Below are 26,103 nucleotides of genomic sequence, written 5' to 3'. Positions count from 1 at the left end.
TCAGAGCCTCACAATGAGCTCGTCAGATACTCTTCGGTGAGCTCATTTGACGGCCCGTAGATCAACCGAAAAATCTATGGGGCGTGGACGTCGCATACAGATTTCCTACGTTTTTTGTTTTGCTTTCGATGGCACAAAGCGCCACCGCAGCAGACGCTGTCGTTGCGACCGAAGCGGAGGCGATGGAATACGTCCGCGTCTGCGACGCCTTCGGCAAGGGCTACTTCTATATACCCGGCACCGAGACCTGCCTGAAGGTTGGCGGATATGTCCGTTTCGACAATACGCTGGGTGAAAGCCCCTATACGGATGACGATGAGGGCTGGGGCGGGCATACGCGGGCCACGCTGCGTTACGATGCAGTTTCCGATACGGAGTACGGTACGCTGCGCTCCTTCATGGAGCATCGCTGGGATATACAGGACGGCGAGGGCAAGGTCACGCTGATCAGCGCCTATATCGAACTCGGTGGCTTCCGCGCCGGCTATTCGGATTCCCGCTTCGACAAGTGGCTGGATTCCGCCGGCAACATCATCAATGATGACGTCATCGATTTCTCACCGAACCGCACCAACCAGATCAGCTATGTCTACAAGCCTGGTAACGGCTTCGAGCTTCTCGTTGGCCTGGAAGAGGGCAATGGTACCTATAGCGCCGGCGGCGCAACGATCGCCTACGAGGCCGAGGACTGGCCGTTCCCCATCGCGGGCATGAAGTACAAGGGAGATTGGGGCGGCATCTCGGCCATCGTCGGCTACGATACAAATGCGGAATCCGTTGCGGCAAAGGCGCGTCTCGACCTGGCGCTCACCGAGGTCTTCTCGATCTTCGTTATGGGCGGCTATCAGACGAACTGGGACAATACGAGCGGACCGGCCGACTCGCGTGAGCGCAATTTCTTCGGCTCGTGGAACGGCGATTGGGCGGCCTGGGGCGGTTTTGCCGCCAAGGTTACGGACAAATCCACGATCAACGGGCAGGTCGCCTATGAAGAAGACGGCACGCTCGCAACCGCCCTCAACGTCGAATACAAGATGGTCTCAGGCTTCAAGATCATGCCGGAAATCAACTACACCGACTTCGGCGGCGCACGTGGCGACGACGATGCCTTCGGTGGTACGATCCGCTTCCAGCGCGATTTCTAAACCACGTCGAAATCCCGAATGTTAAACCGGCGCCCACGTGCGCCGGTTTTAATCTGTCCGTTGCTTCCATTTTGCGTGTGACGGCCAGCGCCTTGTGAGCCTTTTGGTTCCAATCGGTTGCAACAATGTTCGCTCGGTTGGGCCCGAGAGCGGAGCTTTCGCGGCGTTCCCGCGTCTATGTTCGCAGCGAGACCAGTCCGACCTTCGACCAAGCACACAAACGCATCAAAAACAGTTATAAGTACATAATTATGATGTAAAAAATCTAGATGATTGTAGAAATTATGCTTGAACTATTGCCGAATATAACGAGCGAGTTTGAGCCGCCACCCACCGAAATAGTCATAACGCGCATGGAGTTTTTGCTGCTCGGTTAAGTTCAATTCTTTTATTTTATTTCGGTACAAAATTCGACGTGCAACCAGAATACGTTACCAGCTTGCAACAAGCGCGTAAGGGTGTATGTTTCCAACAACTTATTGAAATGAAGCGTAACATTTCGTCTAGGCGCACCACCGCTTCGAGCATATACATATCAGCAAATTGCAGCCGGCTTTTGATGCACGCTGGGGGGCGTGTCCACATCGATAGGCCAAAGGACGAGTGAAGCAGGGGGAGTATGCGTTGCGTCGAGACCTCACCCAGATCACGTTGAGCGTGATGTTCGTCAGTGGGTTGATTGCGGCCAGTTTCTGGGTCCTGCAACCGTTCCTACCTGCCATTCTCTGGGCCATGACGCTGGTGATCGCCACTTGGCCGCTGATGCTCTGGATTCAGGGCCACACCGGAAATCGCCGGATCATCGCCGTGCTGATCATGACCCTGGCGCTTCTTTTCGCGCTGATCGTCCCGTTTTGGCTCGCTGTCAGCACGATTCTTTCCAATCTCGATGACATTACCCAGCTCGTTCACAACGCCCTGACGCTGCGAATCCCCCTGCCCCCGGACTGGGTCGCCAAAATTCCGCTTTTCGGCGGCAGAGTGGCAGAAGCCTGGACCCGGCTTGCAACCTCCGGCATCAATGCGATCGCGCCGAAACTTCTGCCCTATGCCGGGGCCACCGCTCAGTGGTTCGCTCTCGCAGCGGGCAATCTCGGCGGTATGTTCCTGCAGTTCGTGCTGACGGCGGCGATTGCCGCGGTGATGTATTCCGGCGGCGAAACCGGAGCAGCGGCAGCCATTCGTTTCGGCAGGCGTCTCGGCGGTGATCGCGGTGAAATGGCCGTCCGGCTCGCCGGTAAGGCCATTCGAGGCGTCGCCCTTGGCGTTATGGTCACGGCGGTGGCGCAAAGCGCGCTCGGCGGCATCGGCCTTGCCGTGGCTGGCATGCCGTTTGCGCCTCTTCTGACGGCGCTGATGTTCGTTCTCTGCCTGATTCAGATCGGACCAGGACTTGTGCTGTTTCCCGCGGTCGTCTGGCTGTACTATTCCGGAGACGGTGTGTGGGCGACCGTTCTTCTGGCTTTTACCCTTGTTGCCGTCACGCTGGACGGGTTCCTGCGGCCTGTCCTCATCCGAAAGGGAGCCGACCTGCCGCTGCTTCTGATCCTTGCAGGCGTCATCGGCGGACTGATCGCATTCGGCATTCTGGGAATATTCCTGGGGCCTGTCGTCCTGGCAACGGCCTATACCCTGCTCAATGCATGGATGGAGGAAGAGCCGCCGCAAACGGAACTTCCGCAGCAACCACCCGGTGCCATTGAAACGCTGGCCGCCACACCGCTCCAATCGGAACAGCTTTCACAGGATAAGGATCAGCCGCGGCATTTCGCGGCAAGTTCAGAAACAGGCAGTCATTAGACCAGAGGGAAACTTTGCATGGCCGATACAATACATCCGGCAGCGATTGAACATCTACCCCCGTTCATCACCGCGCCGGGACAGACGGACTATCTCTTCAATGGGGTCGTCATTTTCCTGATCGTCGTCGTGCTGGTGATCGGCAATCTGTATTTTCAGTTGCATGCGGTTCCCGAGCGCATGGCGCATCGCACCAGCAAGGTGCAGATGGAGATCGTCGCCGTTCTGGCGCTGATATCGCTCTTCACCCACAACCACCTGTTCTGGATCGCCGGCCTGCTGCTCGCCTTCGTCCACATTCCGGATTTCTCCACACCGCTCTACTCGATCGCGGATTCGCTGGCGAAACTTTCTGGCCGACCGACAGTCGATGAGGAGATCGATAATCCCGGACCAATCCAACATCGGGAACCGGCGCCTCAACCCGAGCCCGGAGTCCGCACCCACACCGATGGCGGGGGATCTGACCATGCTTGAATTGATCCTGTGCTCGATGCTGACGATCTTCCCGGATTACCTCTTCCGCCGATACGGCCAGGGAAAACGGATCGGGGTCGATATCACACTCTATACGATGTGGTACGAACTCCGCTGGGGTATCAGCGCCTGTCTCATCCTGACGGTTTCCTTGATCACCCTGATCTTCTACTTCCACCCGTCGACCAAGAATGTCACCGCGCTCTTCCGCACCGTGACGATCCTGCCGGAAACGGTCGGTCGCGTCGACGAAGTCTATGTCGGTTTGAACCAGAAGGTAGCCGCCGGCGACCCGCTCTTCAGGCTGGACGGTGCCCAGCAGGAGGCCGCGATCGAAACCTCGCGCCGGCAGATCGCGGAACTTGATGCCGAAATGACGGTCACCAGGACCGAACTCGTGACGGCCGACGCCCAAATCAAGGAGGCCGAAAGCGCCCTGCAAACCACCATCGACGAGTACGAAATGAAGGCTCAGCTTCTGAAAAGCGACGCCGTCTCCCGGCGCGAGGTTGAACGCCTCGAAACTACCATCGAGGGTCGTAGAGGTGCCTTGGCGGCGACCGTGGCCAACAAGGCGACACTGGAAACCAAAATTGCGACCCTTTTGCCGGCCCAAAAGGCAAGTGCCGAAGCGGCACTGGCGCAGGCGCAGGTCGAGCTCGACAAGACGACGGTTCGCGCCGGTGTTGCCGGGACCGTCCAGCAGTTCACCCTGCGTGTCGGCGATGTCGTCAACACGATGATCCGTCCGGCCGGCATTCTTATCCCGGAACAGGCGGGGCGCGGCAACCTGATCGCCGGCTTCGGTCAGATCGAGGCGCAGGTGATGAAGAAGGGCATGATTGCCGAGGCAACCTGCATCGGCAAACCCTTTACCATCATTCCCCTGGTCGTCACAGAAGTTCAGGACGTGATCGCGGCAGGACAATTGCGGCCAACCGACCAATTATTGGATGTCCAGCAGATGGCCCAGCCGGGCACACTCACGGTTTACCTGCAACCGCTTTACCCCGGCGCCTTGGACGACATTCCCCCCGGTAGCAGTTGCATCGCCAACGCCTACACCAACAACCACGATGCGCTTGCCGACCCGAATATCGGCACGATGAAATGGATTTACCTGCATGTCGTCGATACCGTCGGCCTCGTGCATGCGATGATCCTGCGCATGCAGGCGATGCTGCTTCCGGTCCAGACACTGGTTCTGGGCGGTCACTAACATGGGTAACCGCTACCAGAGGAAATGGCGGCGGTTACATCGAAAGTCTGACTTTTGCAGTGGTGAATGAGGAAACGCCCTGAATGCAGGAAGTGGAGCGATCCCGGCCGGTTCTCGAGCCGATCGATCGCATGTCGGAAATCATCTTTGGCCTGCTGATGGCGCTTACCTTTACGGGAACGATGAGCGCCTCGGTGGCGGGTGGAGAAAGGGTGCCCAGTGTCCTGATGGCAGCGCTGGGATGCAACATCGCCTGGGGTATCGTTGATGCCGTTATGTTCGTGCTGGCAACGGTGGTCGAGCGGGCGCGGCACAACAGCTTCGTGACCTCCGTTCGCACCTTGCCGATGGGAGAGGCGCAGCAGGTGTTTCTGGAAAACCTGCCCGCGGAAGCGCGGCGGGTCATGGACGACAAGGAGGTTATTCGCTTCCTGACACGGCTAAGGGAACAACCAGCGCAGCCCGCGCGGCGCCTGATTGGCACCAACGATCTCAAGGCTGCCTTCCTGATCTTCATTCTTGTTGTGCTGTCGACGCTGCCGCCGAGCTTGCCGTTTCTGTTTATCGACGATCTCCATCGGGCTATGCGCATCTCGAACGGCGTAGCCCTTGTCATGCTGTTCCTGATCGGCGCAAAGCTCGGCAATTATGTCGGCGGCAGAGCCTGGCCAATTGCCTTTGCCATGGCATCGATCGGTGCGGTGCTGGTGGCGATCACCATTGCTTTGGGAGGATAAGCCGCCGCCGGCAAGCATTTCTGGGACTTAACGCATTTACCTCCGTCACATCAAACCAGACTGGATTTGAACATGGGCAGCTTGCTGAAAGAAATCCGCCATAACCGGGCACTCTGGTTACTCATCTTCGTACCGATCGTGCTCACCGCAGAACACTTGGCCCCAACCGCTCACACCATGCTCTTCATCCTGTCGATCCTGGCGATTTTTCCGCTCGCTGTGCTGCTTAGCTACGCAACGGAAGGTGTTGCCGCAAAAATGGGTGACGCGACCGGCGGCCTGCTCAATGCGACACTCGGAAACCTGACGGAACTTGTCATCGCTCTTACCGCGCTGCAGGCGGGCCAACACGATCTGGTCAAGGCGTCCATCGCCGGCGCGATCGTCACTAACACCCTGTTTCTGCTTGGAGCGTCCTTTCTGGTCGGCGGACTGAAGTATCGGACGCAGGAATTCAACCGCATCAATGCGCGCTTCCAGTCGAGCCTGCTCTTCGTCGCGACGGTGGCGATCCTGATCCCGTCTGCTGTATCGGCGGCTGATTCAGTCGTCATGTCGGAGTTCACCCGGCAACTGAGTATCGGTCTCTCCATTCTGCTGATCGTGGTTTATGCCCTTGGCCTGCTGTTTTCACAAAAGACCCATCGCGGACTCTTCAGCAGCCCCGAAGCCGGTGAACATGGGCCCAGTCCGCCGATGAGTGTTGCCCTCGCGACGCTCGCGGGCACAACGCTGCTGGTGGCGCTGGTCGGCGAGATCTTCGTTGGCTCCGTGCAACAGGCCGCAACCTCCTTCAGCATGACACCGGCCTTCATCGGCTTTATCATCGTGGCGTTAGTCGGCGGTGCTGCCGAAATGGCGTCGGCCTTCTCCGGCGCACGCAAAAACCGGCTGGATCTCAGCGTCGGCATCGCGCTCGGCAGCGCGGCGCAGATCGCCCTCTTCGTTGCCCCCGTCCTCGTGCTTTTGAGCTATGTGATCGGACCGGCACCCATGGACCTGCAGTTCTGGCCCGGCGTGGTCGTCATGATGTTCCTCGCAGCCATGACAGTCGTTCTGGTGACCTCCGGCGGGCATTCGACATGGTTCGTCGGCGTCTTGCTGCTGATGGTTTATCTGATTCTCGCCATGACGTTCTACCTGCTGCCCCCTCGAGCATCGGACACTCAGCCGTCTGCGGCAAGCAGCCAAGCATCCGGAATGTAGTGGTGTTCTTGTTTCACTCGGATTGATTGGACATGAAGACGTAGAACCAGGCCATCATCTCTCGCACACCAGGAGAAAGCTCATGCTGCTCGTCATCCTGACGGGGACAGCCCTACTGCTTGCCACCATCGCCGTGCATGGCGTCGCCGTTCTGTGGCTCTATTACATCGGCATCCGCCCTCTCAGTCATGCGGAAAACCTTAGCCCCCTTGCGCGCCTTGGATGGTGTTACGTTTTCGTGGTCGGCTTCGTCATCGCCCATCTGATCGAGATCGTCATCTGGGCACTCGCCTATAAGCTGACCGGTGAATTGAAGGACTTTGAAGAGGCCCTCTACTTCTCCGCGATCACCTTCGCAACGATCGGCTATGGCGACGTAACGCTCGAGAGAAAGTGGCGGCTGGCAAGCGCCCTTGAGGGTGTGAACGGCATCCTGCTGTTCGGCTGGACGACGGCCTTCCTTTTTAAGGTTTCCGCCGTCCTTTGGTTCGGCCAGACAACGCCTGCCGAGCCTGAAAGTCTCCAAAACGGAGACTGAGGCCCCTCTTGACCCTTCTAGCAGTTATAGACACCGGTGGCGCAACGCCGGGTCGTGCGCCGGGCAACGCCTGCCACACTAACCGGGGTCAACGGGCGGCCAACCCTGGCAACAGCATCCGGAGCTAATGTGGGGATCGAAAGGGTTGGAAAGTCCTTCGATAAATCCCCCACGCCCAGCAACGCTGTCCAGACGAGACAAATAATTCCTGCGCGTTTGAAGAGGGTCATTTCTTGTCTCCTACCATGAAGTTTTCTGGCAAATCGCCAAGGCTGTGCTTGAGATCGTTCACATCAATCTTTTCGGCATTGCTTGTGTTCTTGAAGATGAAATCATCCGAAGCAGCAGCGTCTCCGGATTTCCAACCGCTGATCTGAACACTGTATTCCGGCCCACCGCGAACCTTGCTGGAGGTTATGACCAACCTGCAGGGATATGGCTCTGCGCCGTGAGCGACCCAGATCTGAAAGTCTACATCGTCCTTGCGGAAGGCGAGAGAGTCACACTCGGTCCCGTTGATGACGCCGCTTCCGAGATCTTTCGAGTCATAGACGCCCGTCATCAGTTCGTCATAGGCCGAGGTCATCAGTAGATCCGCCGCCGGCAGCGGCAGTCCGTACTTGTCCTTCAGCTCATCTATCAGATGATCCACCGTGCCTGGAATTTCGACCTGCGTGTACTTGTTGACGTTGTGTCCAAGCAACGTGAGGGTTTTGCCATCGAACAAGGCCTCGCTGTCGATAAAACCTCCCGAACGCGTTGTATGCACCTTGTCGGGTCGGTTGAGGACAACTGTTCCCGAACTCGCCAACCCGAGCTTCTGGTCGCTGTTTGTGACGACCTGGAGATTGGAGTCATAGGAAAACGACATCGCCTTTTGCGCCGCCAGATAATCGGTCATGGCCTTCAACAGCTTCTTCGCTTCGGCCGAGTCCGTCGTCCTTACGAGTTCGACCCGCCGATTAAGAGCTCTTCCGGCACCGCTGTCATTGCTGGCGACCGGCGCTGTCTGCCCGACACCTCCGGCCTGCAGCCTATCGGCAGCGATACCACGCTCGACAAGAGCAGCCTTGATCGCTTCCGCACGGGCAATGGAGAGTTGCTGGTTGGTTTCGGCGTTGCCGCTTGCATCCGTATGGCCGACAATTCTCAAGCCCCATTCCGGGAAATTCTGGAGCGCTGTGGCGATGTCATCGAGAATAGCTTCTGTGCCCGGTCTCAAAGTCGACGTAGAGATGCCGAAGCGCAGGCCGTGGACGTCATACCGTTCCCGCGTCTCCAGCGCCTGCTGCATCGCGTCTCGACTATACTTCGTCTCAATATCCTGGGCCTGGGAAGCAGTATTTGCGACCGCCAGCAAGGCAACCGTCGCAAAAATGCCTCCTGCCATACGGCGTTTCCACGCCAAAGGTCGGCCGTGTTTCGGCGGAATTCCAATGGGTTCTTTGCATTCAGATATCGTGATTGGTTTGTTTGACATCAGATTTGGTCCTTCTCGCTGATGCGTGAATTTGACAGTCAGTCCGTGCTCTTCATCGTTCAAATGCCTCCTTTGGTTATGCTTCGATTCAAGACGTTTCCGGCTGGATCGGGTCGTCGTGGGTCGCAGCCGCCGCCGTCTGCGACCGCACACCCCTACGATCCGGCAATGATGCCGACGATCACGGTTCCCCAGGTCGTCAACAGGATGTGGCCGATCGGCACGGCCGGCGTATATCCGAGCACGGCGACCATGCTGCCTGATCGCTCCTGGACGGCAGCCATCCCGGCCGTCATCGTCTGGGCGCCGGCAAGACCACCAAGCAGTAAAATCGGGTTCATACCCAGGACGTAGCGCCCGAAATAAAGTCCGACGATCATCGGCGTGACGGTCACGATCATGCCGCCGAATAGAAGGCCGATGCCCGCTTCAGCGATGGCCGAGAAGAAGATTGGCCCAGCATGCAGGCCGGTCATCGCCACGAATGCGGCAAGACCGAGCGCCGTCATCAGCGAGACGGCGGCATCCGGTATGCGGCCAAACAGGGGAAAACGCGTGCGCAGATGTCCGACCATCAATCCCGCCAGCAACGTGCCCACACTGGTGCTGAGAGAAATCCGCATGTCGCCGATCGGAACGGTGACGAGCACGCCAACAAGCCCGCCGAGAAATATCGCAAGCCCGAGAACGAAGAAATCCGTCGTCGTCGCCGGCGCCACGACGACGCCGATCCGCTTGCCCGCAGCCGAGACGACCGGCTCCGGTCCGACCACCCGCAGGATATCGCCTCGCTCCACCGTAATACCCGGCGCGATCGGGATATCCTGCCCTCCACGCGTCAGGGCGCGCAGATAGAGGCTGCGTGTCCAACTCTCGGTGGCCACATCCTCGATGCTGCGCCCCTTGATCTCACGGTTTGTCAGAAGAATGTCGGCAACCGATACAGGGATATCGAGAAGCTCACGATCCTCGACTTCCTCGCTGCGCGGTCCCAGGACAGTTACCAGCGTTTCCCGTGTCCCGGACACCGCAACGATATCGCCCGGCTCGATCACCAACGGTGGAGCCGCTTCAAGGATAGCGCTGTGGCGTCGCAGGCGCTGGACGAAAAGCCGGTGCTGGGGGAACCTCGCCTCCGCATCCTGAATGGACATACCTGCGATGGGCGCATTCTCCGCGATCCGATAGGCACGCATTTCGAACCTGTGCCAAGCCGAGGAGACGCCGGCTTGCATTCGGGTAATCCCGTATTCCTTTTCCAGCTTCAGCGCCTCGGCAACCAGATCGATCCCGAGCAACTTGGGTCCGACGACGCTGCAGAACAGAATGACGCCGACTGCACCGAAGACGTAACAAACCGCATCCGCCACGGCGACATGAGCCACGAACCTCGCACGGTCCGCTTCGGGCAATGGCAGGGCGTTGATCGCCTCCGTCGCCGTTCCCATAGCCGGGCTTTCGGTCAGGGAGCCGGAAAGAAGGCCGGCCGCGAAGCCGGGATCGAGGCCAAGGATTTTGGCGACCGCAATTGCCGTCAAAAGCCCCGTCACGCAGACGACAATGGCGAGAAGCACAGGTTTCATGCCGTCTCGCTTTAGAGACTGTAAAAACTGCGGCCCGACCGAGTAGCCTATCCCGAAGAGAAACAGAAGAAACAGGAAGGATTTCGCCATGCCGGCAACTGGCACATGGGCGAACTGGCCGATGAGGATGCCCGCGAACAGGGAGCCGGTAACAGGACCCAGCGCGAATCCCCGGAATTTAAAAGTCCCGATCAGGTATCCGATGCTGATCGCAAGGAATACGGCCAGTTCGGGATACTTGACCAGAAATTGCTCGAACCAAAGCATGATCAGACGAACTCCCCCTCGCCTCGTATCGAGGCATGCCCACCTTCATCACCTGCCGGAACGCTCACATCGAAACTGGCAGACCCGAAAATTTCACCGATGAAACGAGCAGGCCCCGCGTCATATGGCAGGGCCCGATCGTTGCCCGTTATCGCTTCATCTTGGCTGCGACAGCGTCCGGCTTGACCAGCTTCAGCCCTCGTGCCTTCTCGTAGCCGTGGATTTCCTTCACATCGAGCTTGCGCATGAAATCGATCGTCTCCTGCGTCAGCACTTGCCCCGGCACCATGATCGGGAAGCCCGGCGGATACGGAATGACGAAGTTAGCCGAGACCATGTCCGGCCCCTCCGCCAAGCGCCGATCGCATTCGGCGCCGATCAGCGGCACGTACTCGCACACCGATGCGTCATAGGCGTTGAAGAAGGCGGTACGGATATCGCCTTCCGGTGTCATTTTCCCTGCATCGCTGCGATAGACCTCGTGGAAATGGCTGAAGTTCGGTAGATCGGGCACATCGGTCATCAACGATTTTACCCGCGCGGCGAAAGCGGTGCGCTCGCCCTCCCCGCCATCGGCCAGCCGCTTGTCGATGCCATGGCATATCTCGACCATGACACGAATGAGATGCGCGATATCGCTGCGCGTATTGTTGATGTTCGACTGCAGCAGCACGCTGTTGCGCGAGGTCTTGTTCAGTTGGATATCGTACTCATTCGCGAGCAGCCCCTTGAACTGCGTTCCGTCGAAACCCGCAGTTCCGCAGACCAGCGTCATGCGGGTGGGATCGAGATAGAATTCGTCCTCCCGCATTGCCTTGACGACCGTGGCCCAGGTTGAGCCCGGCGCCAGATAGTCCTTGAAGCCTGACTGCCGATAGGCATCCGGTATCATCTCGTCCGCGCCAAGCACGCGGAAGTATTTCGAGATCAGCGGATGTTCGTTAATCGCCTGGCGTATTTTGAGCGCGATCTCGATCGCGTTCATCACGAGGCCATAACCGTCGAGTTCCATCTGCCGCCGCGCCACGTCGAGGCTGGCGATAAGCTGCTGGTTTGGGCTGGTCGAGGCATGTGTGAAGACCGCCTCGTGGAACTGGGCTTCGACGGTATGAAAGTCCACGTCCTTGACCAGCAGCATCGAGCCCTGCCGGATCGCAGACATTGATTTGTGCGTGGAGTTGGTCTGGTAGACCCGAAGGCGGACGGCGCGCGGATCGGGGATCAGACGTGCAGCCATGAGCGTTTCATCCGAAGGATTGTCACCGAGTGCCGCCTGCTGCTCATCATAGGCCTTTACGGACGCGGGATCGCGTAACCATTCTTCCAGATCCCCGGCTGCGCCCATGGCAGTGCGAGGGCGCAGGAACGGTGAGAACCGGGCAAAACCGGACCATGCCTCGTCCCACAGGAAGATGAGGTCCGGCTTTATCGCAAGGCACTCCTCCATCACCCGCCGGACATTGTACATATGGCCGTCGAAGGTGCAGTTGGTGAGATCAAGCAGCCTCAGCCGATCAAGACGTCCTTCCGCTCTCAGCGTCAGCAACGCGCGCTTGATGGTGGCGAGTGGTACTGCGCCATACATCGAATATTCCGTCATCGGGAAGGCCTCGACATAATAGGGCTGCGCGCCGGTCAATACCATGCCGTAGTGATGCGACTTGTGGCAGTTTCGGTCGACGACCGCGATGTCGCCGGGTGCAAGCAGGGCCTGAACCGCCATCTTGTTGGATGTCGATGTGCCATTGGTCACGAAGAAGACGTGATCGGCGCCGAAGGCACGGGCGGCCATCTCCTGCGACCGTTTGATAGTGCCCGTCGGCTCCAGTAGGCTGTCGAGACCACCCGTTGTCGCGCTGCTCTCCGCAAGAAACAGGTTGAGGCCGTAGAACTCACCCATGTCGCGGATCCAGTCGGACTTGAACACCGACTTGCCACGCGCAATGGGCAGCGCATGAAATGTTCCGATGGGCCGGCGTGCATACTTCTTCAGATTGTCGAAGAACGGCGTTTCGAAACGCGCCTGCACGCCTTCGAGGATGGCGAGGTGCATTTCGAGCGGTTCCTCAATCGCATAGAACACCCGCCGCACCGCATCGGCTGCCGGGTCGCCGGCAATCTTCTCCACCTGGCGGTCGGAGAGCAGATAGACGTCGAGTTCGGGCCTGATCCGCTTCAAAGAGCGCGCGAGACGGAGCGCCGACATATCGGCCCCTTCTTTTTCGCCGAGCGGATCGAGCACCGAGCGCAGCACCGGCGCGTCGTGACGCGAGCGATAGGGAAAGCCTTCGGCGAGAACCACGGAAATAATATCCGGGTTCAGAGCCGCAGCACAGAGCGCATCTTCGAAGGAGCCCACCAGGATCGGCTCATAGACAAAGCCATCTTCTGGACGGCGCAGCCTGCGGATCTCCGCGGCAAAAGCTGGCCAGCGCGATGCCGGCTGGCTGTTGACGAAGAGAACTTCGAAATAGGGCCGGCGCGCGCCCGTTTCGCCGGTTCCAGGCGGCATGATATCAACCACCTCATCCGTCGGCATTTCGTCATGTACATCCCACTCCTCCGCACGCCCCCGATAGGCATGGGTGAGCAGACCGTTGGAAATTCGCCGCGCAAGTTTTGCCGCTCCTCCAGCATCGTTGGTTGCGACACGCTCCGTGAGTGCTGTAAGCAAACGCCCGCCCGGATAGGCATGATACTCTTCAGCCGGCGCCACCGCCGAAAGTGCCGCCTCCAGCGCGGCCCGCTCGCCGCGACCGGCGGCCCAGGCATCGGCAAGTGACGTGATCTCGCGCCAGTTGTCGGCGCGGCCTGAATGGATGAGCAAAAATTGATCGACGCGTGTGGTCTTGGTAGCCATTGCACTCTCCCAATTCTGTTTGATGGAACGCCGCACCCCGCCATTATCATCGGGTCGCGTCGACGGTTCGGATATGTATGCGACTGTGTGGTTTGATCTACGTCTCACACCGAAGTGTGTCGGCGAGAGACGTTCCTGATCTTGGTGTTCAAGCAAAGCATGTTCGCACAAAACTACCGCGCACGGTCTCGGCAACAGGAATTGAACTATTCGCTTCATGGCTTGGAAGCAGAGCTTCAGCCATGAAAAACGCTAGGTCATCATCATCACGAGGACCATGCCCCAGATCGTCAGGAGCGTGTTTCCGACGGCATAGGTCACGGTGTAGCCAAGCCCTGGTATCTGGCTTTTGGCACGGTCGTTGATCATGCCGAGTGAGGCAGTGGTGGTGCGCGCACCGGAGCAGCACCCCAGAAGGATGGCCGGGTGAAAGCGGAAGACGTATTTGCCCACATACATCGCCAGTACCAGCGGCACGGTCGTTGCGAATATGCCCCAGAGAAACAGGCTAAAGCCGAGCTGCTGCAGGCCCGCCACGAAGCCCGGTCCGGAAGAAATTCCGACCACTGCAATGAAGATATTGAGGCCGACCGAATTCATGAACCAGACGGTCGGAGACGGGATTCGTCCGAATTTCGGTCTAACTGAGCGCAGCCAGCCAAAGAAGAGCCCAGCAATCAGCGCACCACCGGATGTCGACAGCGTGAAGGGCACATCGCCGACTTTATAGACCAGCGCACCGATCAACGCGCCGATGGTGATCGCTCCGCCAATGAACGCAACATCGGCAATGTCGGTCTGACGGTCTGGCACACCAAGAGCGTTGGCGGCAGCGGTCGTATCTTGCGTTCTCCCGACAATGGTCAGCACATCGCCGCGATGTATCTGGGTATTCGGGAGGATCGGAATTTCCGTCGCGGTGGCGCCACGAGCAATCCGGCGCAGGAAAACGCCACGGGCGGTCGGCCATTGCGCCAATTCCGCCAATGTCTTGCCATCGGCCTTCTTGTCCGTGACGAGAACATCGACCCCTTCCGTGGGCACTGCGAGCAATTCACGGTCGTCTATTTCTTCAGCCGCTTGGCCGATGAGGCTTACCAGCACATCGCGCCGCCCGGCCACCGCAACGATGTCGCCGGCCTGGATCAGAGTGTCTGCCGTGGCGTCCTCTATCTTGCCGCCGCGACGGATCCGCTCGACAAACACGCGCTGTTCGGGAATCATGGACTCGGCCGCACGCGCCGTCTTTCCGACGACAAGCCCGTCCTCGCGAACCCTGTAGGCCCTCAATTCGTAGTGATGCCAGGCCGTGCCGGCGCCACCCATTTCCTTCTTGCCGCCCTTTTCCTCCTCATACCGCTTACATTCGGCTTCGAGGTCGATCCCAAGAAGTGCAGGACCGATCAGCGCCAGCACGACGGCCGAACCAACAGTGCCGAAAATGTAGGTCACAGCATAAGCGACCGGCATCGCGTCAAGTAGCCGCTTGGCTTCCTCCGGTGGCAAGCCGAGACGGTTGATGGCGTCTGTCCCCAGGCCCATCGAAGCCGATATCGTCTGCGATCCGGCATAGAGCCCCAGTGCGGATCCGATGTCGTAACCAGCGAACTTAGCGGCAAGATAAGGTGCACCCAGACAAAAGAGACATACAACCACAGCGAACAGTGCCTGCGGTATGCCATCCTTGGCAATGCCGCGGACGAACTGCGGCCCGACACCATAGCCAACGGCGAAAAGGAACATCAGAAAAAACGTCGCCTTGAGCGGCGGCGAAATCGTAATCCCGAGCTGGCCGATGATGACTGCCGCGATCAAGGTGGCCGTCACGGCCCCAAGACCCAAGCCTTTATAGTTAAAAGAGCCGAAGTAGTAGCCCAGCGCCAACGACATAAATATTGCAATTTCAGGATAAGTGCGAAGCGTGTTTGCAAACCAGTCAAGCATAGCCCCCCCCATATGGCTCGGACTCGAACTTTTAACCTTTATGGATGCGCGCAGCTAGTATTGCGAGCATACACACCTGACGTTTCGATTCAAGCTGGTATTTTTATGTTGAAATTTGATTTTTGCGCCGTTGTTATGATTGCCGGGAGAACGGTTCCATCACTCGGAACGGCATCTACCTCAATCTACTGCTCGACGAACGAAGTGTGCCTTTTAGACGAGCACGAGTGCAGGGGCTTGGATTACAACGACCTCCCGCGATCTCAGAGGCTCCTCATTTGACGCAACTCCACCCAAGGAAATCAAGCCGAAAATCCCAACTGAAACTAGATTCTCCGATTCTGACTTGCGTATTCATTGAGAAAGGAGCAAGAATAATGTTTCGGCAGCATTGGATGCGGGCGCCGCCGCTTGAGGGTTTAACACCCTAGCCTCAATAAAAGGAGGACTTGATGTCTTCCGCTCTTATCCTAAACAAGGCAATTTTTTTCCTGCTACTTCAGGGCGTTCCTGCGGTGCTTATTTTCTGTGCTTTTCTTATTTTGATGTGAGGTCGGAGCATATGAGTTTGATGTTTCCGAATGCAGCTCGAAGCTATGACGATTCGAAACGCCGCATCCGCTTCCTCGGCCACGACGGCATGTTCGAGGTCAAATTCTTCGTCGATGCAGATGTGGTTATTCGTGGGTTGCCACATCAGGGCGCCAATGAGCGCGCGCTTCTGGTGGCATTTGATCGGATGCTTGATAAAATCCATGCTGTGGCAGCACGCTTGTACAAGAAAAATGCGCGAGCTTCCATCACGATAGGCCGAGCGGACCTTTAATCTAATCGCATTTGTTTCGCGCCATTTAAGGGAGAGCTTCTATGCTACCCGCAAGTTTCCGGCTGACAAGATTCGAGAATGGAAAGGCGTTAAGGACCGCAGCCTTGACCGAACTGGATCTGAACGAAGCGTTGATGACCGCATGTGACTACGATCATCAACGTGTCGGAATAATCATGGCTGGTGCCCTTGAGAACAAGAGCTTCGAATTGAGAGACGGCGACAGAATTATCTTCGCGATCGACAAAACTTTCGATCTTGACCGCAACGCGACTGGATTAAGAGACTAAGCATAAGCGTGATAATGTAGAGACATTCAAAGGTCCCGCATTTTAAATGCAACTGCTTTGGTAATCCCCCCATCTGCGACCAGCCAAGTGCCTTCAGCCGGTCACGCATGGCGTATTGAAGGGCGCTACTTTCGCGGTTGTGCAGAACCTGATGAGCCGATGATTGTCGGACGTACAGAATGGCCTTGCGCTCAAGATGGTGGGCGCTGATCTTTTCATGCATCATGACCGGCCTCCTTCGACTGGGAGGCGCTCTCGCCGTTGGCGTGGTCGACGAGCAGCCGCACGATGAGTGCCGTCAACGCCTGTTGTGTCCCTTCCGGCAAGGTCTGCCATTGCGGCATGGCTGGCGTCTTCCCGCTGTGTGCGCTCGAGAACAGATCGAACTGATATGTCGTAAACTGACGTGGCATGGACATCTCCCCGACTCATTTCGTGAGAGATCAATGCTGCGCTCTTATCCGCGCCTTGTGACGGAGTGCCTGCCTCTTCCAGCAACTTTGCCAAAGCAAGCAGGCAAGCAAAATCAGCATACGCAATTGGCAAGGCCAACCACCGTGCACTCAGTGTTCGGTCAAACATCCACACCGGAACTTCGAGCAACCGGCATGACGTCGAACCCGAAAGGCTGCAGCGGAACACGGCAGGCCCCTTGTCCACCAGTCCATGGATATGGACAAGCCGCCCAGACCAGGGGTGCCGCGGATATAGAAGCTCTCGAACCTCGGTCCCGTGGGTGTTCCGTCGCCCTGTTGTACAACAGCCGACGCCCGCATTCATCGCTTGACCGGCAGACGCCCGATCAGGCCTACTTCAACGCGCTGGCACCGATGGCAGTGGCAGCATAATCGAGGCGGAAATCCACTTAACGAAACGCCCGGAACTGTTCAGACAAACCGAGCCAGCTCTGTCCAGATCATAGTCAGATCCAAGCTTGAGGACCGAGAGCCTTCCGGCACGATGCAACGCGAGCAATCTTTCAATCGACTGGTGCGGAATTGTTGCATATTCGGGCCACTATGTTGAGGCTCCTGCGGCTGCCTTCCGCTCCCTGCGCGACGAGAATTCCCAAAATCCCGCCTGAAGGCGTCGCTATGCTGATTTCTCCGATACTCTTCATTTTTTGCTGATCGGGCCTCGTTCGTTGGCGCTCACAGCGGCACGAACGTCGGCAAGGCCCCCCTCACCTGCCCGCCCCTCACGGCATAGCCGCTGGGACGGGTTGATTGGTTTCTCTGCGTTATGCGTCCAGCCAGTTTTCGAGCTTCAGTCCGGGATACGCCAGGAAGTCGCGCGTGTTGTTGGTTACCAACACCGTGTTGAGGGCGATTGCATGCGACGCGATCAGTTTATCGAGATGATCTTTCTTCCGGTCTCTTGTCGCCATTCGAACCGGACCATAGGCACGCGCTGCTGCAATCCCAAACGGCTCTACCCTTATCAGCTCGGCCAGGGCTGCGAGATTATCAAGTTCCTGTGCCGGATCATCGGATGCGGATACACCATACTCGAGTTCGGCGAAGGTGATGGCGGACATGACCACGTCTCCCACATAGCAACTGGCAAAGCGGCGGGCGACCTGCTCCGGCTGGTTTTTTATCAGGTAGATACACATGTTCGTATCGAGCATGTAGCGCGCCATCAGATCTTATCCCGCTCGTCTTGCTCATGGGACCCTCTTCCGTCACGCATAAAATCCGGAGAGAAGCGGGCGAATACATCCAGAACCCCGGCCAGGGAGCGATGCACAGGACGGATGCGAAGCTCGTCGCCGACGCGCTCGATTTCCAACTCGACATCGGTGCGGTCAAACGCCAGTTCGGCCGGGATACGCACGGCCTGCGAATTTCCATTCTTGAAAGCTTTGGTGGTGTGCATGCCATCATCCTTGTGTGTACATGGATGTACACTAGTCTTTTATTGATCAAATGTACATCCCTCGTGTGCCCACTGACGATTTGTTTTTGGCTGTGATGGAGACCAGCGAGATCGGCGCAAACGTGTCGGCACAGCTATAGGAGATGTTGCGGGCCAGAATTTGCTCGGCAAACACCTCGGCAAAGTATCGCCCGGTTTAGGAAAGGTTCTGGCGCGAGAACGAGATGTTTTTTTGATCGCGCAGATCCTCGATGCCCGATCTCGGACATTGAGGCTAGACGGCTGTCCCGGGCAACAGCCAGCAGATATTCGCCGTTCGCTATTGAGAAGAACCGCAGCGAACCGATATTCTCCACCGGCCGGATGAAACCCAGATTGATGTGGCTGGAGATTCCGCTTACTTATTAGAGCAGTTTCAGGAAATCGCAGCCGCCGGCTTCCAAGTCAAGCCTCGCCGTTTCGTCACCGAGACAGTTTCCGGCTGCACCGTCATTGCGCAGCGCCGAGGATTTTCCGAGCTGATGGATCGGCTGGAATCGGAGGACGTCCTGATCCTGACCAAACTCGACCGTCTCGGCTGCGATGCCATCGATATCAGCATCAGAGTGAAAATGCTGACCGAAATGGGTGTGCGTGTCTATTGCCTCGCGCTCGGTGGCGCTGATCTCACTAGCTCGGGCTCGCCGAACCATCGCAGGTGTTTTTCATCATATCAGCCCGGAACTTGCCAATCTGCATTTCCATGAAATAGGCTTCCGCTGGTCCCAGTGCATCGTTTCCGGCCAAGCTGTGCGAAAAAGCCGAAGCGGCAAGGAGAGCATGAAAATCCTTTGGTCGCGGGTGCCGCCGGCGCTGCAATTGGTGCAAGTGTTCCGCGCTGCTACCGGCCGTCAGATGCGCAGAAGCCCGGATGGCGGCATCACCATCAAATCGGCCGTAGCTGTCTTTGGTTGATAAAGGCCGCAGGATTTTGAACTGCGCTTGTCCTGACCCCAATATCCAGAATTTCGGTCAACCCGACCTCAACAGCGAGGGGATGAACCTTTTCTGCATACCAGACCAATGGGCCTTGACACACAGCCAGCTAGTGCGAATGTCTCGCGTGGGATGCCGTCGCAGCACCAGGCTCCTTCAGGCTGCAACTGGCGTCGCCTTCCCAGTCGATGCCGATCGTCGGGTGTTCGATGTTGAATCTCGCCTTCAATTCGTGCTCCACTTGCTTCACGAGACTGCGGACATCGCCTCCCTTCACTGGCTGCACCTGGAGCGTCGCCAGCACGCGACCAGACGTCAGCGACCAGACGTGAATGTGGCTGACGCTCTGAACGCCCGGAACGCTCGTACGAAGATGCTCGGAGAGCTCTGCACTGCCGGCATTGGCGGGAGCGCCTTCCAGCAGGATATGCAGTGTGCTCTTGCATAGGCTCCAGGCACTACGCAGGATTAACATCGACACGAACACCGAGAGAATCGGATCGATCGGGGTCCAGCCCGTGTACCAGATCACCATCGCTGCAACGATCGCGCCGACCGAGCCAAGCAGATCGCCCATCACATGCAGCACCGCACCCTTGACGTTGACATGTTCGGAATCGCCGCGGGTCAAAAACCAAAGAACGAAAATGTTCACGAGTAGGCCGACGAGAGCGACCACGAACATCGATCCGGCCAGAACCGGTTGAGGGTCGCGGAACCGTGCGATGGCTTCGTAGAGGATCCAGCCGACAATGCCGAAGAGCGTGAGGGCATTGACAAGACCCGCAATCACTTCGAAACGGGCATAGCCAAAGGTACGTTGCGCATCGGCAACCCGCCGCCCAAGACGAAAAGCGATGTAAGCCAGACCGAGCGCGACCGCATCGGTCAGCATATGACCAGCATCGGCAAGAAGGGCGAGCGACCCTGAAAGATATCCGCCGACAGCTTCGACGAACATGTACGAGAAGATGATCAGGAAGGCGATGAGAATCTTGCGCTCATTGTTCTGCGTCACCACCGGAGCGTGGTCATGATCGCCACTGTGCGAAGGAGATGGGGTTGCCATAGGTCGGTCCAATCCCGTTAATATAAACAATTAAATACATGTTCATATATTGTCGTGTCAACCCGCCATGGTTGAAATACACGAGGAGTATGAGTTCAGAACAAAGCGGCCTCTCTCGGCCCGCGATCCCGAAATTCCGCTACTGACTACACGCGCAGCTTACGAAGACACAAATAAAGAGGGCAACCCTGCGGCCGGCCTCTTTATTTGCATTGTCAGAAGTAACGCACATGCCTGCGGCGCAAGCGTGCACTGGTGAGAGCGCCGACGTCAGGCGGCAGCCTTATCCTCCGCCGGATAACCAGCCTCGGACAAAATCTCGCGAAGGGCTGATTCATCCGCAGACGTCTGGATCCGGACTTCGCGCTTCGGCGGATCGGTCTCAATCTTCGCATCGACATCGACTCCCTGCAGCGCCTTGACGACCGACTTTGCGCAGCCGCCGCACGTCATGTTGGGAACAATAAAAAGAAACATGAAGACCTCCTCGCTTTACCTCCAAGACTGATGCGGCTTGCTACCGTTGTAAGGTCAAGTCCAGAAGATGAGAAAATTGACGCTTGCGCCAACGACAGTTGGGATACGTGCGCCTTTCCGGAGGCGAATAAATGTTGTCGCTGATTGGGCGACCTTTGGATTCCCGATCATCCAGCATTCCCAGCGCGCATCGGCGGGCCGCATTGCGATGCCCGTGATGCCGACAGCAACGAAGTTGGCGAGATATCATCTTGAGCCAGTAACAATAGACGCTCAGCCGTCGTTCTCGCGCTTTGACTTCCGTCCACGGCGCCAATCAGGACGCTTTGCAGCTTTTCCAGTTTCGCAATTCTCTGCCGGACGGCAACAAGCTGGTTCTGCGCAATCCGGACCGCATCAAACTGTTGCCCGGCCGCCAAGCAGGCGATGCGAAGCAGGTCCCTGATTGCCTCCATATCGAATCCAAGGTCCCGCACGGCGCGGATGAGGAGCAGCCGATATACCGTCTCAGCGCCATAACGTCTTCGATTTCCCGTGTCCCGTTCGCCCTTGGGCAGGAGTTCGATTTTCTCGTAGTAGCGGATGGTGGGGATTTTGACGCCAGTGCTGGCAGACAGTTCTCCAATGCTCAGCGTCATACGGCTTCCTTTCCGTCACCAAGCGCGCCCATGAATGGGCGCGCTTTCTGTCGTGTCGGATTGCTGTTGGGGTAAGGCAGATCACGCCTTTTCACTTCCGCCTTCCGATGCCTCGGCATAGATATGCGAGTGCAGTGCCGCGGCAGTTTCGCCCCGCCTCTCGCGAGCGATCGCCATCCGGCGTACCAAGACGTAGAACACCGGCGTCAGCACGAGGCCAAACAGCGTGACGCCAAGCATGCCGGCAAATACGGCAATGCCCATCACATGCCGCATCTCAGCACCTGCCCCCGTGGCGATCACAAGCGGCACGACACCGGCGATGAACGCAAGTGAGGTCATCAGGATCGGCCGCAGGCGAAGCCGGGCTGCTTCAAGCACGGCGTTCAACGGATCGGCACCCTCATCTTCCTTCGCCCTGGCAAACTCGACGATCAGGATCGCATTTTTCGCAGCGAGCCCCACGAGTACGACGAACCCGATCTGCGTGAAAATGTTGTTATCACCTCCAGTAAGCCAGACGCCCGCAATCGCAGAAAGCAACGCCATCGGAGCGATCAATAAAACAGCGAGCGGCAATGACCAACTGTTGTACTGGGCTGCGAGGATCAAAAACGCGAGCAGAACAGACATGGGGAAGACGTACATTGCCGTATTGCCGGCCTGTTTCTCCTGATAGGCGAGATCTGTCCACTCGAAGGCCATGCCGGGTGGCAGCGTTTCGGATGCGACCCGCTCTATGGCTGCGGTGGCTTGACCAAACGAGTATCCAGGCGCCGGGCTGCCGCTGATATCGGCCGACGGGAAGCCATTGTAATGCATGACGCGATCCGGCCCCGAACTATGCTTGATGGTCAGCAAGGCCGACAGCGGGATCATATCGCCAGCGGCGTTGCGCACCTTCAGTTTGCCGATATCCTCCGGCTGCGTCCGAAATGGCGCGTCTGCCTGAACCATCACCCGGTAGGTGCGGCCGAACCGATTAAAGTCGTTGGCGTAGAGCGAGCCGAGGTTAACCTGCAACGTTTCGAAGATCGTATTGAGCGGCACTCCTTGCGATTTGGCCTTTACACGGTCGATGTCCACCTGCACCTGCGGTGCATTCACCTGGAAGCTTGCGAGCATGCCAGCCAGCTCGGGTGTTTGCATCGCCTTGCCGATGATCGCCCCTTGTGCCTGCGCCAAAGCCTCGAAGCCAAGCCCCGCCCGATCCTCGATCTGGATCTTGAAACCGCCGGTCGCACCGAGGCCGGGAACAGGCGGGGGCGGAAAGATACCGGCAAAGCCATCAGGAATTTGACTGAACTTTCCCATCAGGCGGCCCGCTATCGCGAAAGCGGACAAGGAAGGATCCTTGCGCTCGTCAAAGGGCTTGAGCATCGTGAACATGACGGCGGCGTTGGGTATGTTGACCATACCATTCACCGAAAGCCCAGGAAACGCGACAACGCTTTCGACCCCCGGTTCAGCAAGCGCGATCTCCGACATCGTTTTGACGACCGCCTCGGTGCGATCCAGCGAGGCTCCAGTCGGAAGCTGCGCGATGCCGACAAGATAGTACTTGTCTTGGGCGGGGACGAACCCGTTGGGTACGGCCTGAAAACCCATCCATGTCATGCCCACCAGGCCGGCATAGATGAGTAAGACGAGCACACTGAATCTCACGGCACGGCGTACGGTCCAGACATAGGCATTCGAGGCGTTGTCGAAGAAGCGGTTAAACAGCCGGAAGAACCAGCCGAACAGCCCGTCGATAGCCCGGGTCAGGAGGTCGCGCTTCACCTGGCCATGATGTGGTTTCAAAAGCACGGCAGCGAGTGCTGGAGACAGCGTGAGGGAATTGATTGCCGACAGGATTGTAGAGATTGCGATCGTCAGGGCGAATTGCCTGTAGAACTCGCCTTGCAAGCCGGACAGAAATGCCGAGGGAATGAACACGGCCGAGAGCACCGAGGTGATGGCAATGATCGGCCCGGTCACTTCGTCCATGGCCTTGCGCGCCGCCTCCTTTGGCGTTTCTCCAAGCGCGATATGACGCTCGACATTCTCGACGACGACGATAGCGTCATCGACAACGATACCGATAGAGAGTACGAGCCCGAACAATGACAGCGTGTTGAGCGAGAAGCCGAACATATACATCAGCGTGAACGTACCGACCAGTGATACGGGCACGGCGACGAGCGGGATGATCGAGGCACGCCAGGTCTGAAGGAAGAGCACGACCACCAGGACCACCAGTGCTATTGCTTCCAGCAGCGTCACCACCACGGCCTCCAGAGACGCCTTGACGAAGACGGTGGGGTCGTAAGCTATGCGATAGTCTATTCCTTCGGGGAAACCCTTCTGGAGTTCTTCCATGGTGCCGCGAATAGCGCTCGACACGTCGAGAGCGTTGGCGCCGGGGCTCTGGATGACCTGGATCGCCAGCGCCGGTTTGCCATTCAGAAGACTGCGCAGCGCATAGGAATCGGCACCGAGCTCGACACGCGCAACATCCCGCAGGCGGGTGATCTGGCCATCAGTCCCCGTCTTGACGACAATCTCGCCGAACTGCTCCTCGTTCGAAAGTCTGCCAAGGGTGTTGACCGTGACTTGGAACGCGGCCGAAGCCTCCGGCTGCTGGCCAACCGAGCCGGCCGCAACCTGGACGTTCTGCTCCTGGATTGCAGCCACAACGTCGGAGGCGGTCAGACCACGCGCTGCCACCTTGGCCGGATCGAGCCAGATCCGCATCGAATATTCCCCGGCACCCCAGACCAGCACGTCACCCACGCCCGGCAGGCGTGCCAACTGGTCGCGCACCTGCAGAAGGGCGTAGTTCGATAGATAAAGGGGATCGTAGCGGTCATCAGGCGAGACGAGATGAACGACCATCAAGATGTCGGGCGAAGTCTTCTGCGTGACGACACCAATGCGCTGGACTTCCTGCGGCAGGCGTGGAAGCACCCGCGAGACGCGGTTCTGCACCTGGATCTGTGCCATGTCCGGATCGGTGCCCTGCTGAAAGGTTACCGTCAGCGTCATGCGTCCGTCAGTCGCCGCCTGCGAACTCATATAGAGCATGTTCTCGACGCCGTTGATCGCCTGCTCCAGCGGTGCGGCAACTGTTTCGGCGATCACCTCGGGATTGGCCCCCGGATAGCTTGCAGTGACCTGCACCGTCGGCGGTGTCACCTGTGGATACTCGCTCAGCGGCAGCTTCAACAGCGTCAAGCCACCGGCGATCAGCATCAGAACGGACAGGACGACCGCAAAAATCGGGCGGTCAACGAAAAAGCGCGGAATGTTCACCGGCTCGCCTCCTGCGTTCCAGCCGCCGACCCACCACCATCCGTCGATTGGCCCGACGTCATGGAAATCATCTGGGGAGCGACCCGCATACCCGGACGGACCAACCCCTTTATGATGATCTTGTCACCGGAAGTGAGGCCGGCTGTAACGACACGCAGACCATCGATCATCGGTCCAAGTTTGACCGGGCGGTATTCGGCCGTGTCCTCGGCACCAAGAACCAGCACGTAGCGGCTTCCCTGATCGATGCCGATCGCCTGATCGTCGATGAGTACGGTCTGAACCGGCTCGGCAGTCTCGAGGTTGACCCGGGCAAACAGACCCGGTGCCAGCCGGCCATCCGGGTTTTTGACGACGGCCCGAGCGCGGATTGTCCCCGTGCTCCGATCGACGCGGTTGCTGAGAAAATCGAATTCACCGGCATGCGGGAAGCCCGCATCGGTCATCAAGCCCACCTGCACCGGTAGTTTTCCGGTCGCCGCTTCTGTTTCGATCGCCCGCGCACGTGCGACGAATTCGAGATAGGCGGCTTCGTCGATATCGAAATAGACATAGAGGGGGTCGATCGCGACGATTGTGGTAAGGAGTGTTGCGGCACTGGCATTGCCCCCTGCGACAAGATTGCCTTCGGTGACCAGAACCCTGTCGACGCGCCCGGCAATCGGAGCGGTAACACGCGTAAAGGAAAGATCGAGTTCACCGGCAGCCACCGCTGCTTTAGCGATTTCGACCTGTGCCCGCCGCTGACTGCGCGCGGTCTGCGCATCGTCATAGGCTTTGCGCGATACGGTGCCCTTCGGAGCCAGCGCTTCAATTCGCGTAAAATCGATCTCGGCCTGATCGAGCAGAACCGTCGCCTGCTGCAACTGAGCCTTGGCCGCATCAAGGACGACCTGGAATGGCCTGGGGTCGACCTGGAACAGAAGCTGCCCCGGATGCACGAGGCCCCCTTCAGGAACGCTAACGGTGTCGATAGCGCCGCCGACGCGCGGACGAAGTTCGATGAACTGGGCTGCGTCGAGATGGCCTGTAAACTCTGCCGACATCGCGACCGTGCGCGTTACGACCTCCGCGACCGGCACCTGCGGCGCGGGCATTTCGCCCGACTGGGCCGCAGCTTCAGAAACAACTATCGACGATACCAGCGCCAGAAGGCGATTGGCGGAAGACTCCACGCCATCGCGATAACCAAAGGCAAGCGTGCCTCCGGCAATGACGACACCTGCCAAGAGCAGGGTAGCGGCTTTCTTATTCATACTTATTCACTTTCATACGGGCGCACGCTTCCTGCCTGCGGAAGACGGCGGCGATCAATTTTAACGAAGGTGGGGTTTCCAACGATGTTAAGGTCAAGGCCCTGGGAAGCTTTTCCGAAGAGGCAATTGACGTATTCTTGCCGC

Annotated in this window: 22 protein-coding genes and 4 pseudogenes; 11 read left to right on the top strand and 15 right to left on the bottom strand. The window is 58.2% G+C overall.

What is annotated here, in order from left to right; genetic code table 11:
* Nucleotides 1-128 precede the first annotated feature (128 nt).
* The 7 genes from ASD36_RS13470 to ASD36_RS13440 all read left to right on the top strand — a co-directional run bounded on the left by ASD36_RS13470 (nt 129) and on the right by ASD36_RS13440 (nt 7,122).
* A complete protein-coding gene (locus ASD36_RS13470; protein ID WP_060509324.1) occupies nt 129-1,145 on the top strand; it encodes a porin in 1,017 nt (338 codons plus the stop codon).
* A gap of 624 nt (nt 1,146-1,769) precedes the next feature.
* Complete coding sequence (gene ydiK / locus ASD36_RS13465; protein ID WP_244489825.1) at nt 1,770-2,945, top strand: AI-2E family transporter YdiK; 1,176 nt, start codon at nt 1,770-1,772, stop codon at nt 2,943-2,945.
* Nucleotides 2,946-2,963: 18 nt separating this feature from the next.
* Nucleotides 2,964-3,422, top strand: coding sequence for a hypothetical protein (locus tag ASD36_RS13460; protein WP_244489824.1), 459 nt, complete (start codon nt 2,964-2,966; stop codon nt 3,420-3,422).
* The gene (locus ASD36_RS13455) at nt 3,415-4,641 is read left to right on the top strand and encodes a biotin/lipoyl-binding protein (protein ID WP_060509322.1); all 1,227 of its coding nucleotides are present in this window, start codon (nt 3,415-3,417) and stop codon (nt 4,639-4,641) included. The genes ASD36_RS13460 and ASD36_RS13455 overlap by 8 nt, the downstream gene beginning before the upstream one ends.
* A gap of 83 nt (nt 4,642-4,724) precedes the next feature.
* Nucleotides 4,725-5,378 (top strand): VIT1/CCC1 transporter family protein, encoded by a 654-nt coding sequence (locus tag ASD36_RS13450; RefSeq protein ID WP_060509304.1) that lies wholly within the window; start codon nt 4,725-4,727, stop codon nt 5,376-5,378.
* A gap of 72 nt (nt 5,379-5,450) precedes the next feature.
* Nucleotides 5,451-6,584 carry a calcium/proton exchanger gene (gene cax, locus ASD36_RS13445; RefSeq protein WP_060509303.1) on the top strand — a complete coding sequence of 378 codons (1,134 nt, stop codon included), beginning with the start codon at nt 5,451-5,453 and terminating at the stop codon, nt 6,582-6,584.
* A gap of 82 nt (nt 6,585-6,666) precedes the next feature.
* Entirely contained in the window at nt 6,667-7,122 is a 456-nt protein-coding gene (locus ASD36_RS13440) for a potassium channel family protein (RefSeq protein WP_060509301.1), read from the top strand.
* Between the two features lie 17 nt (nt 7,123-7,139).
* Here ASD36_RS13440 and ASD36_RS31445 read toward each other — a convergent pair whose 3' ends face one another.
* From ASD36_RS31445 to aspT (ASD36_RS13420), 5 genes are all read right to left on the bottom strand, one after another.
* Entirely contained in the window at nt 7,140-7,352 is a 213-nt protein-coding gene (locus ASD36_RS31445; RefSeq protein ID WP_082562797.1) for a hypothetical protein, read from the bottom strand.
* Nucleotides 7,349-8,512, bottom strand: coding sequence for a DUF2092 domain-containing protein (locus ASD36_RS13435; RefSeq protein ID WP_060509299.1), 1,164 nt, complete (start codon nt 8,510-8,512; stop codon nt 7,349-7,351). Before ASD36_RS13435 ends, ASD36_RS31445 begins: the two co-directional genes overlap by 4 nt.
* Nucleotides 8,513-8,757: 245 nt before the next feature.
* Complete coding sequence (gene aspT, locus ASD36_RS13430; RefSeq protein ID WP_060509297.1) at nt 8,758-10,452, bottom strand: aspartate-alanine antiporter; 1,695 nt, start codon at nt 10,450-10,452, stop codon at nt 8,758-8,760.
* A 148-nt stretch (nt 10,453-10,600) separates the two neighbouring features.
* Nucleotides 10,601-13,312, bottom strand: a complete 2,712-nt coding sequence (locus ASD36_RS13425; protein ID WP_060509295.1) for a decarboxylase — start codon at nt 13,310-13,312, stop codon at nt 10,601-10,603.
* Nucleotides 13,313-13,564: 252 nt separating this feature from the next.
* Nucleotides 13,565-15,256: an aspartate-alanine antiporter gene (aspT, locus tag ASD36_RS13420; RefSeq protein ID WP_060509293.1), complete on the bottom strand. Its 1,692-nt coding sequence runs from the start codon at nt 15,254-15,256 to the stop codon at nt 13,565-13,567.
* Nucleotides 15,257-15,818: 562 nt separating this feature from the next.
* On the opposite strand from aspT (ASD36_RS13420), the gene ASD36_RS13415 reads away from it, so the two are divergent.
* Both ASD36_RS13415 and ASD36_RS30920 read left to right on the top strand, forming a co-directional pair.
* Nucleotides 15,819-16,082: a DUF1488 domain-containing protein gene (locus tag ASD36_RS13415; RefSeq protein WP_060509291.1), complete on the top strand. Its 264-nt coding sequence runs from the start codon at nt 15,819-15,821 to the stop codon at nt 16,080-16,082.
* A gap of 104 nt (nt 16,083-16,186) precedes the next feature.
* On the top strand, nt 16,187-16,372 hold the full coding sequence (locus ASD36_RS30920) for a hypothetical protein (protein ID WP_162252458.1): 186 nt from the start codon (nt 16,187-16,189) through the stop codon (nt 16,370-16,372).
* A gap of 79 nt (nt 16,373-16,451) precedes the next feature.
* Here ASD36_RS30920 and ASD36_RS31765 read toward each other — a convergent pair.
* The 5 genes and pseudogenes from ASD36_RS31765 to ASD36_RS31440 form a co-directional block, all read right to left on the bottom strand.
* Nucleotides 16,452-16,598: pseudogene (locus ASD36_RS31765) on the bottom strand (ATP-binding protein); the annotation flags it as partial.
* Complete coding sequence (locus ASD36_RS31120; protein WP_060509288.1) at nt 16,588-16,785, bottom strand: hypothetical protein; 198 nt, start codon at nt 16,783-16,785, stop codon at nt 16,588-16,590. The pseudogene ASD36_RS31765 and the gene ASD36_RS31120, both read right to left, overlap by 11 nt.
* A gap of 827 nt (nt 16,786-17,612) precedes the next feature.
* A complete protein-coding gene (locus tag ASD36_RS13400) occupies nt 17,613-18,014 on the bottom strand; it encodes a type II toxin-antitoxin system VapC family toxin (RefSeq protein ID WP_060509286.1) in 402 nt (133 codons plus the stop codon).
* Nucleotides 18,014-18,250, bottom strand: coding sequence for a type II toxin-antitoxin system VapB family antitoxin (gene vapB, locus ASD36_RS13395; protein WP_029728331.1), 237 nt, complete (start codon nt 18,248-18,250; stop codon nt 18,014-18,016). Before vapB ends, ASD36_RS13400 begins: the two co-directional genes overlap by 1 nt.
* A 97-nt stretch (nt 18,251-18,347) precedes the next feature.
* A pseudogene (locus ASD36_RS31440) lies at nt 18,348-18,651 on the bottom strand (LysR substrate-binding domain-containing protein); the annotation flags it as partial.
* On the opposite strand from ASD36_RS31440, the pseudogene ASD36_RS30075 reads away from it, so the two are divergent.
* Nucleotides 18,625-18,927, top strand: a pseudogene (locus tag ASD36_RS30075) (recombinase family protein); the annotation flags it as partial. The pseudogenes ASD36_RS31440 and ASD36_RS30075 sit on opposite strands and share 27 nt — an antisense overlap.
* Nucleotides 18,923-19,204 (top strand): annotated as a pseudogene (locus ASD36_RS30070) (IS1595 family transposase); the annotation flags it as partial. The pseudogenes ASD36_RS30075 and ASD36_RS30070, both read left to right, overlap by 5 nt.
* Nucleotides 19,205-19,334: 130 nt before the next feature.
* Here the strand turns inward: ASD36_RS30070 and ASD36_RS13380 are convergent.
* The 5 genes from ASD36_RS13380 to ASD36_RS13360 all read right to left on the bottom strand — a co-directional run bounded on the left by ASD36_RS13380 (nt 19,335) and on the right by ASD36_RS13360 (nt 25,959).
* Nucleotides 19,335-20,294, bottom strand: a complete 960-nt coding sequence (locus ASD36_RS13380; RefSeq protein ID WP_060509281.1) for a cation diffusion facilitator family transporter — start codon at nt 20,292-20,294, stop codon at nt 19,335-19,337.
* 270 nt (nt 20,295-20,564) lie between these two features.
* The gene (locus ASD36_RS13375; protein ID WP_060509279.1) at nt 20,565-20,771 is read right to left on the bottom strand and encodes a heavy-metal-associated domain-containing protein; all 207 of its coding nucleotides are present in this window, start codon (nt 20,769-20,771) and stop codon (nt 20,565-20,567) included.
* A 167-nt stretch (nt 20,772-20,938) separates the two neighbouring features.
* Nucleotides 20,939-21,409, bottom strand: coding sequence for a MerR family transcriptional regulator (locus tag ASD36_RS13370; RefSeq protein ID WP_060509277.1), 471 nt, complete (start codon nt 21,407-21,409; stop codon nt 20,939-20,941).
* Between the two features lie 81 nt (nt 21,410-21,490).
* Nucleotides 21,491-24,703, bottom strand: coding sequence for an efflux RND transporter permease subunit (locus ASD36_RS13365; RefSeq protein ID WP_060509275.1), 3,213 nt, complete (start codon nt 24,701-24,703; stop codon nt 21,491-21,493).
* Nucleotides 24,700-25,959, bottom strand: a complete 1,260-nt coding sequence (locus ASD36_RS13360; protein ID WP_060509273.1) for an efflux RND transporter periplasmic adaptor subunit — start codon at nt 25,957-25,959, stop codon at nt 24,700-24,702. Before ASD36_RS13360 ends, ASD36_RS13365 begins: the two co-directional genes overlap by 4 nt.
* Nucleotides 25,960-26,103 lie beyond the last annotated feature (144 nt).

Origin of the sequence: Rhizobium sp. Root1334, assembly GCF_001426665.1 — a bacterium.
In the GTDB taxonomy this organism is placed as follows: domain Bacteria; phylum Pseudomonadota; class Alphaproteobacteria; order Rhizobiales; family Rhizobiaceae; genus Pararhizobium.
Note: the sequence above shows the minus strand (reverse complement) of the source record. Positions and strands in the feature narration are given on the sequence as shown.

What these genes read in the sequence shown, in the direction of transcription:
- ASD36_RS13470 (WP_060509324.1), top strand. Translation starts at nt 129, where the DNA reads ATGGCACAAAGCGCCACCGCAGCAGACGCTGTCGTTGCGACCGAAGCG.
- ASD36_RS13460 (WP_244489824.1), top strand. Translation starts at nt 2,964, where the DNA reads ATGGCCGATACAATACATCCGGCAGCGATTGAACATCTACCCCCGTTC.
- ASD36_RS13455 (WP_060509322.1), top strand. Translation starts at nt 3,415, where the DNA reads ATGCTTGAATTGATCCTGTGCTCGATGCTGACGATCTTCCCGGATTAC.
- ASD36_RS13450 (WP_060509304.1), top strand. Translation starts at nt 4,725, where the DNA reads ATGCAGGAAGTGGAGCGATCCCGGCCGGTTCTCGAGCCGATCGATCGC.
- cax (WP_060509303.1), top strand. Translation starts at nt 5,451, where the DNA reads ATGGGCAGCTTGCTGAAAGAAATCCGCCATAACCGGGCACTCTGGTTA.
- ASD36_RS13440 (WP_060509301.1), top strand. Translation starts at nt 6,667, where the DNA reads ATGCTGCTCGTCATCCTGACGGGGACAGCCCTACTGCTTGCCACCATC.
- ASD36_RS31445 (WP_082562797.1), bottom strand. Translation starts at nt 7,352, where the DNA reads ATGACCCTCTTCAAACGCGCAGGAATTATTTGTCTCGTCTGGACAGCG.
- ASD36_RS13435 (WP_060509299.1), bottom strand. Translation starts at nt 8,512, where the DNA reads ATGGCAGGAGGCATTTTTGCGACGGTTGCCTTGCTGGCGGTCGCAAAT.
- aspT (WP_060509297.1), bottom strand. Translation starts at nt 10,452, where the DNA reads ATGCTTTGGTTCGAGCAATTTCTGGTCAAGTATCCCGAACTGGCCGTA.
- ASD36_RS13425 (WP_060509295.1), bottom strand. Translation starts at nt 13,312, where the DNA reads ATGGCTACCAAGACCACACGCGTCGATCAATTTTTGCTCATCCATTCA.
- aspT (WP_060509293.1), bottom strand. Translation starts at nt 15,256, where the DNA reads ATGCTTGACTGGTTTGCAAACACGCTTCGCACTTATCCTGAAATTGCA.
- ASD36_RS13415 (WP_060509291.1), top strand. Translation starts at nt 15,819, where the DNA reads ATGAGTTTGATGTTTCCGAATGCAGCTCGAAGCTATGACGATTCGAAA.
- ASD36_RS31120 (WP_060509288.1), bottom strand. Translation starts at nt 16,785, where the DNA reads ATGCCACGTCAGTTTACGACATATCAGTTCGATCTGTTCTCGAGCGCA.
- ASD36_RS13400 (WP_060509286.1), bottom strand. Translation starts at nt 18,014, where the DNA reads ATGGCGCGCTACATGCTCGATACGAACATGTGTATCTACCTGATAAAA.
- vapB (WP_029728331.1), bottom strand. Translation starts at nt 18,250, where the DNA reads ATGCACACCACCAAAGCTTTCAAGAATGGAAATTCGCAGGCCGTGCGT.
- ASD36_RS13380 (WP_060509281.1), bottom strand. Translation starts at nt 20,294, where the DNA reads ATGGCAACCCCATCTCCTTCGCACAGTGGCGATCATGACCACGCTCCG.
- ASD36_RS13375 (WP_060509279.1), bottom strand. Translation starts at nt 20,771, where the DNA reads ATGTTTCTTTTTATTGTTCCCAACATGACGTGCGGCGGCTGCGCAAAG.
- ASD36_RS13370 (WP_060509277.1), bottom strand. Translation starts at nt 21,409, where the DNA reads ATGACGCTGAGCATTGGAGAACTGTCTGCCAGCACTGGCGTCAAAATC.
- ASD36_RS13360 (WP_060509273.1), bottom strand. Translation starts at nt 25,959, where the DNA reads ATGAATAAGAAAGCCGCTACCCTGCTCTTGGCAGGTGTCGTCATTGCC.